At 70.3% G+C, this 13,600-nt stretch carries 11 protein-coding genes; 6 read left to right on the top strand and 5 right to left on the bottom strand.

The features are described from left to right. The first annotated feature begins 125 nt into the window (after positions 1-125). Complete coding sequence (locus H4Q84_RS14710) at positions 126-821, top strand: NAD-dependent deacylase (RefSeq protein ID WP_248579842.1); 696 nt, start codon at positions 126-128, stop codon at positions 819-821. Between the two features lie 64 nt (positions 822-885). On the opposite strand, the gene treY is transcribed toward H4Q84_RS14710, so the two are convergent. The 3 genes from treY to H4Q84_RS14695 are packed head-to-tail and all read right to left on the bottom strand — an operon-like array spanning position 886 to position 7,621. Then, positions 886-4,992, bottom strand: a complete 4,107-nt coding sequence (gene treY, locus H4Q84_RS14705; RefSeq protein WP_248579841.1) for a malto-oligosyltrehalose synthase — start codon at positions 4,990-4,992, stop codon at positions 886-888. After that, a complete protein-coding gene (gene glgX, locus H4Q84_RS14700) occupies positions 4,992-7,202 on the bottom strand; it encodes a glycogen debranching protein GlgX (protein ID WP_248579840.1) in 2,211 nt (736 codons plus the stop codon). The genes treY and glgX overlap by 1 nt, the downstream gene beginning before the upstream one ends. A gap of 56 nt (positions 7,203-7,258) precedes the next feature. Continuing rightward, on the bottom strand, positions 7,259-7,621 hold the full coding sequence (locus H4Q84_RS14695) for a M15 family metallopeptidase (protein WP_248579839.1): 363 nt from the start codon (positions 7,619-7,621) through the stop codon (positions 7,259-7,261). A gap of 92 nt (positions 7,622-7,713) precedes the next feature. Between H4Q84_RS14695 and H4Q84_RS14690 the strand changes: the two genes are divergently transcribed. The 3 genes from H4Q84_RS14690 to H4Q84_RS14680 are packed head-to-tail and all read left to right on the top strand — an operon-like array spanning position 7,714 to position 10,155. Next, on the top strand, positions 7,714-8,868 hold the full coding sequence (locus H4Q84_RS14690; RefSeq protein WP_248579838.1) for an acyl-CoA dehydrogenase family protein: 1,155 nt from the start codon (positions 7,714-7,716) through the stop codon (positions 8,866-8,868). Between the two features lie 8 nt (positions 8,869-8,876). Beyond that, positions 8,877-9,455 carry an RNA 2',3'-cyclic phosphodiesterase gene (thpR, locus tag H4Q84_RS14685; protein ID WP_248579837.1) on the top strand — a complete coding sequence of 193 codons (579 nt, stop codon included), beginning with the start codon at positions 8,877-8,879 and terminating at the stop codon, positions 9,453-9,455. Positions 9,456-9,459: 4 nt separating this feature from the next. After that, complete coding sequence (locus H4Q84_RS14680) at positions 9,460-10,155, top strand: type II CAAX endopeptidase family protein (protein WP_248579836.1); 696 nt, start codon at positions 9,460-9,462, stop codon at positions 10,153-10,155. Here the strand turns inward: H4Q84_RS14680 and H4Q84_RS14675 are convergent. Further along, a complete protein-coding gene (locus H4Q84_RS14675; protein WP_248579835.1) occupies positions 10,138-11,040 on the bottom strand; it encodes an NAD(P)H-binding protein in 903 nt (300 codons plus the stop codon). The genes H4Q84_RS14680 and H4Q84_RS14675 overlap by 18 nt on opposite strands. An 86-nt stretch (positions 11,041-11,126) precedes the next feature. Here H4Q84_RS14675 and H4Q84_RS14670 point away from each other — a divergent pair, with 86 nt between their 5' ends. Beyond that, a complete protein-coding gene (locus tag H4Q84_RS14670; RefSeq protein WP_248579834.1) occupies positions 11,127-11,858 on the top strand; it encodes a VIT family protein in 732 nt (243 codons plus the stop codon). Here the strand turns inward: H4Q84_RS14670 and H4Q84_RS14665 are convergent. Further along, positions 11,822-13,036 (bottom strand): MFS transporter, encoded by a 1,215-nt coding sequence (locus H4Q84_RS14665; RefSeq protein WP_248579833.1) that lies wholly within the window; start codon positions 13,034-13,036, stop codon positions 11,822-11,824. The two genes, H4Q84_RS14670 and H4Q84_RS14665, sit on opposite strands and share 37 nt — an antisense overlap. Before the next feature lie 25 nt (positions 13,037-13,061). On the opposite strand from H4Q84_RS14665, the gene H4Q84_RS14660 reads away from it, so the two are divergent. After that, positions 13,062-13,457 (top strand): MerR family transcriptional regulator, encoded by a 396-nt coding sequence (locus H4Q84_RS14660; protein WP_349238365.1) that lies wholly within the window; start codon positions 13,062-13,064, stop codon positions 13,455-13,457. The last annotated feature ends 143 nt before the right edge of the window (positions 13,458-13,600 follow it).

Here is a 13,600-nt window from a genome sequence, read left to right as displayed (position 1 = left end):
GGACCAACGGCGACCGTCCGCGGCCAACGGTCGTCAACGAGTTTCCGCAGGTCAGCCCCACAATGCCGACGATGGCCGTCAACAGTCGCTGAGCGTGCCGCGCTTCCCCTGGTACTACTGAGCTGATGCGCGTCGTCGTCCTGACCGGAGCCGGCATCTCCGCCGAGAGCGGGCTGGCCACGTTCCGCGACGCCGACGGGCTCTGGGAGGGCCACGACCCGATGCAGGTCGCGACGCCCGAGGCGTTCGCGGCCGATCCGGTCCTGGTGCAGCGGTTCTACGACGAACGCCGGGCAGTGCTGGGTCGGGTCCGGCCGAACGCAGCCCACGAGGCGCTGGCCAGACTCGAGCAGGAGCTGGGCGACGACCTCTTCCTCGTCACCCAGAACATCGACGACCTGCACGAGCGCGCCGGCTCGCAGCGCGTGCACCACATGCACGGCCGCCTCACAGCGGCCTGGTGCGTCGTTTGCGATGCCCGCCACGAGTGGACGATCGACCTGCGCGACGAGCCGGCCTGCCCGGGCTGCGGGCGGCAGACCCTGCGGCCCGACGTCGTGTGGTTCGGCGAGATCCCCTACGGCATGGACGAGATCCACGAAGCCCTGTGGGACGCCGACCTGTTCGTCTCGATCGGCACGTCGGGCGTGGTCTACCCCGCCGCCGCCTTCGTGAAGTACGCCGTGGCCGCGGGAGCTGACACCCTCGAGCTCAACCTCGAGCCCAGTGACGGAGCCGACGACTTCCGGCAGTCACGCACCGGCCCGGCCACCGAGCTGGTGCCGGCCTGGGTCGACGACCTGCTGTCGACCCGGAGGTAGTCCGGGGCAAAATGCACCTCGCCCGGCCGATCCAGGTGCGAAACGGCCCGGACTACCCCGTCAGCTAACCCATCAGCGGCCGCAGCAGCGCACCGGCATGCGCCGGCAGCACCACCGAGACGCCGTCGACGCTCGCCCCAGCAGGCGTCGCGAAGACCACCTCGCTCCGCGACGGAAGCCCGACGCTCACCTCGGTGTCGGAGAAGTTCACCGCGACGACGGCAGCACCGCGGCGCATCACCAGCACGCGTCGTACCTCGTCGACATCAACCTCGACGGAGCTCAGACGCGGGTAGGTGAGCTCGGGCAGCTCTCGCCGCAGCGCACCCAGCCGGCGGTAGGCGTCGAGGACCACCGCATGCCGGCCACCGTCGAGCTCCGACCAGTCGAGCTTGGATCGCTCGAAGGTCGCGGGGTCCTGCGGGTCGGGTACGACGGCCGGGTCCCAGCCCATCCGCTCGAACTCCGCCAGCCGGCCCTCGGCCGTTGCGCGACCGAGCTCGGGCTCGGGGTGCGAGGTGAAGAACTGGAACGGAGACGTGGCCGCCCACTCCTCGCCCTGGAAGAGCATCGGAGTGAAGGGCGAAGTCAGGGTCAGCAGCGCCGCGCAGACCAGCTGGTCGTCGTCAAGCGCCTCGGCCAGCCGGTCGCCGCGGGCGCGGTTGCCGATCTGGTCGTGGTTCTGGTTGGCGACCACCAGCCGCCAGCCGGGCATCCGCTCGACATCGACCGGCTTGCCGTGCTGACGATTGCGGAACGAGCTGAAGGTGCCGTCGTGAAAGAAGCCGGCCGTCAGCACCTTGCCCAGCGCGGTCAACGGCTCGAAGTCGGCGTAGTAGCCGTCGGTCTCGCCGGTCAGCGCGACGTGCACGGCATGGTGGAAGTCGTCGCTCCACTGGGCGTCGAGTCCGTAGCCGCCACCCTCGCGCGGCATCACCAGCCGGGTGTCGTTGAGGTCGGACTCCGCGATCAGCGTCAGCGGGCGGCCGACGTGGGCCGAGAGGGCCGCCACCTCGACTGCCATCTCCTCCAGCAGGTGGACCTCGGAGTCGTCGGAGAGCGCGTGCACGGCATCGAGCCGCAGCCCGTCGACGTGGTAGTCGCCCAGCCACACGTGCACGCTGTCGAGGATCAGCCGGCGCACCTCGGCGCTGCCGTCGCCGTCCAGGTTGACCAGGTCACCCCACGTGTTGGCGCCGTCCTTGAGATACGGCCCGAAGGCCGGCAGATAGTTGCCCGACGGACCCAGGTGGTTGTGCACGACGTCCTGGATCACGCCGATGCCCGCCGCGTGGCAGCCGTCGACGAAGCGCTGGTACGCCGCGGGGCCGCCGTACTGCTCGTGGACAGCCGACCAGAGGACGCCGTCGTAGCCCCAGTTGTGTGTGCCGTTGACCGCGTTGACCGGCAGCAGCTCGACGAAGTCCACGCCCAGCGAGCGCAGGTGGTCGAGCCGGCCGAGCGCCGCGTCGAGCGTGCCCTCGGGCGTGAACGTGCCGATGTGCAGCTCGTAGATCATCGCGCCGGCCAGCTGACGCCCGGTCCACGCGCCGTCCTGCCACTCATGGGCCGAGGCATCGAACGTCCGCGACAGCGCGTGTACGCCGCCGGGCTGGCGCCGCGACCGGGGGGCGGGCAGCGCGATGTCACGGTCATCGACGACGTAGCCGTAGTCGACCTCGTCGTCCGGCGTCGGCTCAGCGGGAGTCCACCAGCCGTCGTTGCCACGCGTCATCGGCACACGTCGGTCGTCGACCTGGAGCTCGACCCGCTCGGGTCGCGGCGCCCAGATGTCGAAGCGGCTGCGGGGTGCCTCGCCGGCCGTCGGCTGGGCGCGGAGCAGAAGCGCGACGGGGTGCTCGGCCAGCACGTCGGCGAGAGCGACCGTGCCCGTGAGCGTGCTGCCGGAGAGCTGTTCGACCCACTCGCCCGAGGGCAGGGAGATGGCGGTGTCGCCCCACCCGCCGCGGGCCGCGAGGCCCAGCGGGAGCCGGGTGACCACGGTGATCGAGCCGCCGCGGTCGAATGCCAGTGCGTGGTCGGCGGCCCCGCCGGTGACCTCGACGGGCGTGTAACCGGTGAAGAGCTCGGCCCGGTCACGACGGGCGATCAGCCCTGCGCGGGTGAGCAGCAGCTTGGCCGCGCCCGCGTCGTCCAGGCCACCGACCAGAGCCGGTCGCGCTCCAAAGGCCACGGATTCGAGCAGCGACGCCCGCGACTCGAAGTCGACCGGCCGACGGTTGTCGGGGTCGACCAGGCTCTGCTCCCACAGCTCGCTGCCCTGGTAGACGTCGGGCACGCCCGGCATCGTCAGCGCCAGCAGCTTGGCCGCCAGGGCGTTGCTCCAGCCGGCGTCGGCGACGGCAGCCAGCACCTCGGCGAGCACCGCGGTGACGCGCTCGTCGTCGAAGGCAGCATCCACAGCCGCGTGTACGGCGACCTCGTAGGCCTCGTCGGGCGCGGTCCACGTGGTGCGGTCACCAGCCTCGCGCATCGCCTTCTCGGCGTACCCGTGCAGGCGGTCGCGGAGACGGGCATCGGCGGACCAGGCACCCAGGATCGCCTGCCACAGCAGGTTGCCGAAGCCGGCGTCGGGCAGCGGCGCCAGCGCCAGCAGCCGGTCGAGAGCCGACTCCCACAGCGCAGGAGCCTCGGCGAGGGCAGTGATGCGGGCGCGGACGTCCTCGCCGCGCTTGGTGTCGTGGGTCGACAGCGCGGTCATCGCGGTCGGCCAGTGGTGCTGCCGGTCGGCCATCGCGGCGTGGAAGTCGGCCGGGGTGATCGAGAAGATCGACGGGTCGGCGCCGACCTCGTTGAGCGAGGTGAGCCGCGACCAACGGTAGAACGAGCAGTCCTCGACACCCTTGGCCATCACCATGCCGCTGGTCTGCTGGAAGCGCAGGGTCGGCGGCCGCTCGGGGTCGGACAGCACCGGCAGGAGCACGTCGAAGGTCGGCACCAGGCCGGGCCGGTGCTCACGAGCCAGTGCGAACGCCTGGTCGAGGTGGTCCCGCCCGCCCGGCAGGTAGGAGCGGTAGACCGGGAAGCACGCGATCAGCTCGGCGACGGCGTCCTCGGTGTCGGCCGGGGCGTCGGCGATCTCGACGCGCAGCTCGCGACCGATGCGCAGCACCTCCGAGCGCAAGATGGTGTCGGCGACGGTGCGCTTGTTGTCGTGCACCATCTTGTGCCAGTCGACCGGCCCGCCACGGAGCCGCTCGTCGAGCTCACCCAGCGGCGAGGCCCCGGCCGGGTCGGTGAGCACGCGGTCGAGCAGACCGAGTACGTCGTACCCGGTCGTGCCGGCGGTGGCCCAGTCGGTCGGCAGCTCCTCGCCGGGCTCGAGGATCTTCTCGACGAGCACGTAGGCGTGGCCGGTCAGCTCGGCGAGGTCGTCGAGGTAGCCGACCGGTTCGCGCAGGCCGTCGGGGTGGTCGACCCGCAGGCCGTCGACCTGACCCTCCGCGAACCACTCGCCGATCAGCTGGTGCGACCGGCGGAACCACTCGGGGTCCTCAACGCGGATCGCTGCCAGCGTGTTGACCGCGAAGAAGCGGCGGTAGTTGAGCCCCGCGTCGGCCAGTCGCCACGAGACCAGCTCGTAGTGCTGGCGCGCGTGCACGGCGTCGGCGTCGGCGCCGTCGGTGGCCCAGTCGTCGGCACTGCCGGGAGCCAGCGGGTAGGCGTGATCGTGGTAGTGCAGCTGGCCCGCCTCGACCCGCAGGTTGCCGATGCCGCCGCCGTCGAGCAGGTCGTCGTCGCCGACGACCGGGATGCGCAGCCGACCGCCACCGGCGGCCCAGTCGATGTCGAAAGCCCCGGCGTACGGCGACTCCTGGCCGTGCGTGAGCACGTGCCACCACCACATGTTGCCGGCGGGCTCGGCCACGCCGACGTGGTTGGGCACGATGTCGACGAGCACGCCCATGCCCAGCCGGTGCGCCTCGGCCGACACCGCGGCCAGCCCCGGAGCACCACCACGAGCCGGGTCGATGTGGTGGTGGTCGGCCACGTCGTAGCCGTGGTCGGAGCCGACCTCTGCCGCGAGCAGCGGCGAGAGGTAGACCCAGTCGGCGCCGAGGTCGTGGAGGTACGGCAACAGCCGCGCCACCGCGAAGAGGTCGAACTCCTCGGTGACCTGGAGCCGGTAGGTGCTCACGGGCGTGCGCATCAGCTCGTGGCGTCCTTACGGTGCCGCTGGTCGGCCGCGGGGGTGGTGTCCTCCGCGCCGATGTCGGCGAGCGAGGCCAGCGACGCGGCGACCGAGTGGTCTGGCTCCTGTTCCGGCTCGGCGTGCTCACGGAGTACGACGAGGCTGTGCGTCGACAGCGGCAGGGTCGACCCGGCGGCGTGCGTCCTGGCCGTGTCAGCGGACCCGCCGGTGTCGATGACGACGTCCCACGCTGCGGCGTACTCGTCGGGAGGCAGGGTCACGTCGGCCGGGCCGTCGGCGTTGAAGTACAGCAGGAAGTGGTCGTCGGTGATGGTGCCGCCGCGGGCGTCCTTGCCGGCGATGCCGTCGCCGTTGAGGTACATGCCGATCGCCTTCGAGCCCTCCCAGCTGTCGTCCTCCATCGGCCGGCCGTCGAGGGCCAGCCAGACGATGTCGTTGAGGCGCTCGCCGTTGCCGGTGCGCACCGTGCGGCCGGTGAAGAACCGCTTGCGATGGAAGGTCGGGTGGCTGGCGCGCAGCTTCGCCACGGCGGCCGTGAACTCGATCAGCGGCTTGTCGGCACGGTCCCAGTGCACCCAGCTGATCTCGGAGTCCTGCGCGTACGTGTTGTTGTTGCCGCTCTGCGTCCGGCTCATCTCGTCGCCGTGCAGGAGCATCGGCACGCCCTGGCTGAGCAGGAGCGTGGCGAGGAAGTTGCGCTGCTCGCGGGCTCGGGCCTCGAGGATCTCCGGGTCGTCGGTCGGCCCCTCTGCGCCGTGGTTCCAGGACCGGTTGTGGCTCTCGCCGTCCTTGTTGTCCTCGCCGTTGGCGTCGTTGCGCTTCTCGTTGTAGGAGACCAGGTCGCGCAGCGTGAAGCCGTCGTGGGCGGTCACGAAGTTGATGCTGGCGAAGGGCCGCCGGCCCGAGTGCTCGTAGAGGTCCGACGAGCCGGACAGCCGAGACGCGAACTCGCCGAGCGACGGCTCGCCGCGCCAGAAGTCGCGGACGGTGTCGCGGTAGGCGCCGTTCCACTCGGTCCACTGGGGCGGGAAGTTGCCGACCTGGTAGCCACCAGGCCCGACGTCCCACGGCTCGGCGATCAACTTCACCTGGCTGACGACCGGGTCCTGCTGCACGAGCTCGAAGAAGGTCGCGAGCCGGTCGACGTCGTAGAACTCACGGGCGAGCGCCGCGGCGAGGTCGAAGCGGAAGCCGTCGACGTGCATCTCGGTGACCCAGTAGCGCAACGAGTCCATGATCAGCTGGAGCGAGTGCGGGTGGCGGACGTTGAGGGAGTTCCCGGTGCCGGTGTAGTCCATGTAGTACTGCTCGTCGTCCTCGACGAGGCGGTAGTACGCCGGGTTGTCGATGCCCTTGAAGCTCAGCGTCGGCCCGAGGTGGTTGCCCTCGGCGGTGTGGTTGTAGACCACGTCGAGGATGACCTCGATGCCGGCGGCGTGCATCGCCTTGACCATCGACTTGAACTCCTGCACCTGCTGCCCGTGCTCGCCGTTGGCGGCATAGTCGGCATGCGGCGCGAAGAAGCCGAGCGTGTTGTAGCCCCAGTAGTTGCGCAGCCCCTGGTCGAGCAGGGTGCTGTCCTGGACGAACTGGTGCACCGGCATCAGCTCGATCGCGGTGACGCCGAGCTTGGAGAGGTGGTCGGTGACCGCGGGGTGCGCGAGGCCGGCGTACGTCCCGCGCTCTTCCTCCGGGATGTCGGGGTGCAGCTGGGTCAGGCCCTTGACGTGGGCCTCGTAGATGAACGACTCGTTGTAGGGGATGTTGAGGCGGCGGTCGCCCTCCCAGTCGAAGAAGGGCGTGATGACGACGCTCTTCTGCATGTGCTGGGCCGAGTCTTCGTCGTTGCGCGAGTCGGGGTCGCCGAAGTTGTAGCCGAAGAGCGACTGGTCCCAGTCGATCTCGCCGCTGGTCGCCTTGGCGTAGGGATCCATGAGCAGCTTGTTGGGGTTGCATCGCAGTCCCTCGGCAGGTTCCCACGGTCCGTGCACGCGGTAGCCGTAGCGCTGTCCGGGCTGCACGGTCGGCAGGTAGCAGTGCCAGACGTAGGCGTCGACCTCGCTGACCTCGACGCGGGTCTCGGTGCCGTCCTCGTCGAAGAGGCACAGCTCGACGCGGTCTGCGACCTCGCTGAAGAGCGCGAAGTTGGTGCCGCTCCCGTCGAAGGTGGCACCGAGCGGGTAGGGGTTTCCGGGCCAGATCTGCACGCGTCTCCTCAAGAATTGGATCGTTCAAAGCCTACCCGTGAACTGTTGGTACCCAGTTATCGGTCGGTCAGGCTGAAGTGCTGGAGGTCCTTGAGGGTGCGCCAGTTGCCGCCCCACTCCCAGCCGATCGCGGCGAAGGCCCGGATCACCGGCCCCGCCGTCACCAGCATCCCCGGCCGCACCCGGTCGCGGCGCAGGTACGACGACGCCAGCTCGGGCAGCGCCACATCGTCCTTCACATAAGGGTTCTGGAACGTGTTGACGTCGATCGCCAGCCCGTAGGCGTGCTGCGAGTACGCCGACCCGCCGGTGATCGCGCTGGTGCGCGGCAACGGACGGGTGCCCAGCCAGGCAGGCGGCACGCTCCACGGGCCGGTGGCGGCCCGGTCGATGACGCCGTCGGAGGGCTGCTCCGTCACCGGTTTCGTCGACTCGTCCGCCCGAGACCGGGTCAGGACCCGCTCCGAGGCGGACGACTCGGGCTCGCGAACCCGCCGGTAACATCGACGCCATGAAGCGCGACATCTACGACGACGACCACGAGACCTTCCGGTCCTCCGTCAAGGAGTTCCTCGACCGCCAGGTCGTCCCCCACCTCGAGTCCCACGCAGACAACCACGGGCTGCCGCGCGAGTTCTGGATCGAGGCCGGCAAGCAGGGCTTCCTCGGCCTCGAGGTCCCCGAGCAGTACGGCGGCCAGCTCGAAGAAGGGGCCCGCGACTACCGCTTCAACGCGGTGCTCACCGAGGAGCTCGCGAAGATCAACATGACCCTGCCGAGCTGTGTCGGCATCCACTCCGACATCGTGGCGCCGTACCTCGTGCACCTCACCACCGACGAGCAGAAGCAGCGCTGGCTGCCGAAGTTCTGCAGCGGCGAGCTGCTCACCGCGATCGGCATGACCGAGCCCGGTGGCGGCTCCGACCTCGCCAGCCTCAAGACCACTGCGGTCCGCGACGGCGACGACTGGGTCATCAACGGCTCCAAGACGTTCATCACCAACGGCGGCAGCGCCGACCTGGTCGTGGTCGCGGCCCGCACCGCGCCGGAGAAGAAGGCCAAGGGCATCTCGCTGTTCGGCGTCGACACCAGTCTCGACGGCTTCTCCGTCGGCCGGGTGCTCGACAAGGTCGGCCAGGACGAGTCCGACACCGCCGAGCTGGCCTTCGAGGACGTCCGGGTCAGCAACGACGACCTGATCGGCGAGCTCGACACCGGCTTCATCTCGATGATGCAGTTCCTGCCGCAGGAACGCCTCGGCTCGGCGATCACCAACATCGGCCACGCCGCGCAGATCCTGGAGGAGACGATCCAGTACGCCAAGGACCGCAAGGCCTTCGGCCAGGCGATCGGGTCGTTCCAGGCCAACCAGTTCCTGATGGCCGAGCTGGTCACGAAGGTCGAGGTCACCTGGTCTTTCGTCGACCAGTGCATCATGAAGCACACCCGGGGCGAGCTGACTCCAGTGGACGCCGCCAAGGCCAAGTGGTGGACCTCGCAGGTGCAGAACGACGTGCTCGACCACTGCGTCCAGCTGCACGGTGGTTACGGCTACATGAACGAGTACCGTGTCGCCCGCGCCTGGCGCGACGCCCGCGTCACCAAGATCTGGGCCGGCTCCAACGAGATCATGAAGATGCTCATCGGGCGCGACCTGGGCCTGTGAGGACAGCGATGACCCGCATGTTCGTCGCGGTCGTCCCGCCCGTCGAGGTCGTCGACGACCTCGACGAGTTCCTGTCCGTACGACGCGGCGAGGCGGCGTACCGCTGGACCATCCCGGAGCACTGGCACGTCACCCTCGCCTTCATGGCGCACGTGCCCGACCGCTCGCTCGACGATCTCAGCGACCGGCTCACCCGGGCGGCGGCGAAGAGAAGCCGGATGACCCTGCACGTCACCGGCGGCGGCGCCTTCCCGCACCCCGACCAAGGCCGCGTGCTGACCGCGGGCATCGAGGCCGACGACCACGAGGAGCTGCGACGACTCGCCACCGGCGCCCGGGCCGCGGCCGGCAAGGCCGGCGCCCCGGTCGATGGGCAGCGCTTCCGGCCGCACCTCACGGTCGCCCGACTCGGCCACCCCGACAATCTCACCCGGTGGGTCCGGGTGCTCGACGGCTACCGGGGCCCGGCCTGGCACCTCGACGAGATCGCCCTCGTCGCGTCGTACCTCGGTGAGGGTCCGCGCAAGCGCCCGAGGTACGACGTGGTCGAGACGTTCACCCTGGGAAACGGCCCCGTGCAAGGCTGAGGGAGTGGTCAGCCAAGCGCGCAGCTATCTGCGCCGTCACCTGTGGGACGTGACCCCACGCGACCACTGGCAGTCCGACACGGCGTTCCGGCGCCGGCGGATCGTCGCCGTGGCCACCATCATCGTGGGGGCGGCCTTGCTCGGCGTTTCGCTGCGCATCGAGCAGGGCAGCGGGTGGTTCTATGCCGCGACGCTCGGCCTCGCCCTGGTCTGGACTCTCGGCGCCTTCGCCTCCGGTCCCCTCCACCTCGGTCGTGTCGGCACCGAGGAGCACTCGGCGCGACCGGTCGTCCAGCCCGTGCTCGTCGGCCTCGGCCTGGCCGGTGTGTTCGTCGTCGGAGCCCTCGTGGTGCGTGAGATCCCGGTGCTCGCCGACCAGGTCCGCAACGTCACCGGGTACGCCGACGAGGGCTCGCTGCTGCTGCTCCTGCTGATCACGATGCTCAACGGCATCGCCGAGGAGCTCTTCTTCCGAGGCGCGCTCTATGCCGCGATCCGGCGGCACATGGTCGCCGTGACCGCGGTCGCCTACGCCATCACGACAGCCGCCACCGGCAACGTCATGCTCACGTTCGCCGCGCTGCTGCTCGGTGCTGTCGTCGGCCTGGAGCGCCGCGCGTCCGGCGGCATCCTCGCGCCGATCCTGACCCACCTCGCGTGGTCGGTCACGATGCTCTGCGTGCTACCCCTCGTCGTCTGACGCGCGGGAGTCCTCGAGCGCGCGGCGTACTGCCTCGGCATAGCTCAGCGGCTCCCCCGGCACGATCTCGCGGATCGAGTGCTCCGACACGACCACCTCGGTGCCCATCGAGTCGATCAGGTTGCGACCGGTGGTGGCGTCGACGTCGGTCACCAGCGCCAGCCAGTACGACGACAGCCGGGGCGTCAGCACCGGCACCGTGATGATCGGCACCTCCGAACCGGTGTCGACCTCGGAGGCGATGCGCAGCATCTCGATGTAGCTGAGCTGGTCGGGCCCGCCGATCTCGAAGACCCGGCCCATCGCGTCGTCGTGGTCGGCCACACCGACCAGGTAGCGGATCACGTCGTCGAGGGCTATCGGCTGGGTGCGCGTCTGCGCCCACTTCGGCACCACCATGGCGGGGAGCTTCTTGACGAGCTGCCGGGTGATCTCCCACGAGATGCCGCCGTCGCCGACGACGATCGCCGCGCGCAGCACGGTCACGGGCACGCCCGCCTCGCCCAGCAGTCCCTCGACCTCGCGCCGCGAGCGGAGGTGCGCCGACAGCTCCTGATCGTCATTGCCGAGGCCACCCATGTAGATGATCTGCCGCACGCCCGCGTCAGCTGCGGCTTCCCCGAAGGCACGCGCCGCGTCGGCGTCCTTTTGTTCGAAGTCCTTGTCGTCGAGCGAGTGCACCAGGTAGTAGGCGATCTCGACGTCGGCCATCGGCTCGGTGAGCGACGCCGGGTCGTGCACGTCGCCCTGCACGGCCTCGCCGTTCCCGTCGTACGACGCGGCGTTGCGCGTCATCGCACGCACCTCGTGGCCCTCCTCGACCAGCGCGGGGACGAGCCGCCGACCGATGAAGCCGGTTGCGCCGGTGACGAGGATGCGAGGCATGTGAGTGACTCTAGGCGGCACGTCGGCACCGACAGCCGAGCCTTGCCTTGCTTGCGGCGTCCGTAGGCACCTTGAACGATGGACTCATGACCACCGACTCCGCGGACGTGCAGGTCGGCCAGCACGACGATGAGCCGCACGCCGAGAGCAACGCATCGCGCCTCAACTGGCTGCGCGCGGCCGTGCTGGGCGCCAACGACGGCATCGTGTCGACCGCGGGCATCGTCGTCGGTGTGTCCGGCGCGACCGACGATCGGACCCAGATCCTGGTGGCCGGCGTCGCCGGACTGGTGGCAGGCGCGATGAGCATGGCTGCCGGTGAGTACGTCTCGGTCAGCACCCAACGCGACTCCGAACGGGCGCTGCTGCGTAAGGAGAGCCGCGAGCTGGTCGAGATGCCCGACGAGGAGCTCGCCGAGCTCGCCGGCATCTACGAGGGCAAGGGCCTCGAGCCCGACCTCGCGCTCGAGGTCGCGCGGCAGCTCACGGACCATGACGCCCTCGGTGCGCACGCCGAGGCCGAGCTCGGCATCGACCCCGACGAGCTCACCGACCCGTGGCACGCAGCGTGGGCGTCGATGCTGTCGTTCACCCTCGGCGCCCTGTTGCCGTTGCTCACGATCCTGCTCGCGCCGCCGGGCGCCCGGCTCGCCGTGACCGTCGGCGCCGTACTCGTCGCCCTCGCGCTCACCGGCCGGGCCAGCGCCTGGCTGGGCCGCAGTCCCTCGGGTCGGGCCATCGCCCGCAACATCGCCGGCGGCCTGCTCGCGATGGCGGTGACCTACGGCATCGGGGCGGTCGTCGGTGTCAACCTCTGACGCATCAGCAGGCCGAGCCCGACCGCGCTCAGCAGGCTGACCACTGCGGCGACCGGCAGCAACCGGTCGAGGCCCCACAGGTCGATGACCTGGCCGCCCACCACCGCGCCCGCGGCGATGCCGAGATTGAACACCGTCACCAGGATCGCGCCAGCCGCATCGCGGAACTCGGGCGAGGCGACCCCGATCACCTGACCTTGCAGCAGCGGCGGCAGCATCCCGAGGAGGAGCCCCCACGCGGCGACCAGGCCACGCACCGCGGCGGGACTGTCGCCGAGGCACGCAAGCACCGCGAACGTCACGGCCAGCAGGGCGACCACCGCGATCAGCGCGTGCTGGCCGAACCTGTCGGGCACGGCGCCGCTCAGCCCCAGCCCGGCCGCGCCCGCGATCCCGAAGACGAGCAGCAACGGGCCGACGGAATCCGCCGACAGGTTCCACCCTTGCGTGGAGAGCGGGGCGACGAACGTGAAGACGGCGAAGTGTGCCAGCAACGCCAACGCCCCTAGCAGGGCGCCACCGATCACGAGGTACGCCGTCGGGTCGCGGCCCTCCCGCTCTGCCGGTACGACGCGCGGCACGTCGTCGTCGGGCAGCAGCCGCACGAGCATCAACGCACCCAGCACCATCGCGGCGCCGACCGTGCCGACCACCCAGCGCCAGCCGAACGGACCGGCGAGCCAGGTGCCGAGTGGCAGGCCGATGACACTGGCGAGGATGGGACCGGCCAAGACGACCGAGATCGCGCGCCCGGCCAGCCCCTCGGGCGCCAGCGAGGCGGCGTACACCAGGAGGACCGACCAGAACAGGCCATGCCCCGCTGCGGCGATGAGGCGCGTGGCAGCCACGGTCAGGTACGTCGGCGCGATCGCCGTCAGCACCGTCGACAGGCCCAGCACAACCAGGGACATGGCCAGGACCGAAGGGCGGCGCCAGCGCCGGGTGGCCCTGCTGAGCGGGACCGTCGTAATCCCGACGGTGAGCGCCCAGACCGTGACGAGCAGCCCGACACGCGAGGGCCGGACGCCCAGGTCGGCGCCCATCGCGGGCAGCAGGCCAGCCGGCAGCATCTCGAGGGTGACGGTCCAGAAGGCCCCGAACGCGAGCAGCAGCAGTGGCCGCCACGAGAACGCGGGGGTGGCGAGAACGGGTTCGGGAAGGGTCTGGCAAGAGGTCATGCTTCGACGGTAGAGTCTGACATTGATGTCAATGTCAAGGAGACCAGCTATAAGGATCGGCGAGCTGTCCGAACGCACCGGGGTGCCGCCCCGGATGCTGCGCTACTACGAACAGCAGGGCCTCGTGCAGCCGTCGCGCGCCGACAACGGCTACCGCGAGTACGCCGTCGGCGACGTGGACCGGGTGCAGACCGTGCGGAGCCTGGTCCGCTCGGGCATGCCGACCAAGCTGATCGCCGCCGTCGTCGACATGCAGGCCGGAGCGGCCGGATGGTCAGACAACTGCTCCGCGACCCTGGCCGGCCAGCTCGCCGAGGAGCTGCGGTCGATCGAGGACAAGCTCAGCTGCCTCACCCTCAGCCGCAACACCCTGCGCGACTACCTCGCCCGCACCGGGCTCGCCGATGTCCTGGCGGGGTAGCCCGGTGCCCGACAGGTCCGACAGGCGGCGACACGGTCGCCGATCGCATCGAGTTCAGGCAGACTGAGACGAACCTCACTCGTTGGTCGGCCTCGACCAGCCGCCCCTCGTCGCCCGGCGTCACCCCGCCAGCGGCCCGAAGG

Source organism: Nocardioides sp. InS609-2, from assembly GCF_023208195.1.
Taxonomy (GTDB): Bacteria; Actinomycetota; Actinomycetes; order Propionibacteriales; family Nocardioidaceae; genus Nocardioides.
Note: the sequence above shows the minus strand (reverse complement) of the source record. Positions and strands in the feature narration are given on the sequence as shown.

What these genes read in the sequence shown, in the direction of transcription:
- H4Q84_RS14710 (WP_248579842.1), top strand. Translation starts at nt 126, where the DNA reads ATGCGCGTCGTCGTCCTGACCGGAGCCGGCATCTCCGCCGAGAGCGGG.
- thpR (WP_248579837.1), top strand. Translation starts at nt 8,877, where the DNA reads ATGACCCGCATGTTCGTCGCGGTCGTCCCGCCCGTCGAGGTCGTCGAC.
- H4Q84_RS14660 (WP_349238365.1), top strand. Translation starts at nt 13,062, where the DNA reads ATGTCAATGTCAAGGAGACCAGCTATAAGGATCGGCGAGCTGTCCGAA.
- H4Q84_RS14670 (WP_248579834.1), top strand. Translation starts at nt 11,127, where the DNA reads ATGACCACCGACTCCGCGGACGTGCAGGTCGGCCAGCACGACGATGAG.
- H4Q84_RS14675 (WP_248579835.1), bottom strand. Translation starts at nt 11,040, where the DNA reads ATGCCTCGCATCCTCGTCACCGGCGCAACCGGCTTCATCGGTCGGCGG.
- H4Q84_RS14665 (WP_248579833.1), bottom strand. Translation starts at nt 13,036, where the DNA reads ATGACCTCTTGCCAGACCCTTCCCGAACCCGTTCTCGCCACCCCCGCG.
- treY (WP_248579841.1), bottom strand. Translation starts at nt 4,992, where the DNA reads ATGCGCACGCCCGTGAGCACCTACCGGCTCCAGGTCACCGAGGAGTTC.
- H4Q84_RS14690 (WP_248579838.1), top strand. Translation starts at nt 7,714, where the DNA reads ATGAAGCGCGACATCTACGACGACGACCACGAGACCTTCCGGTCCTCC.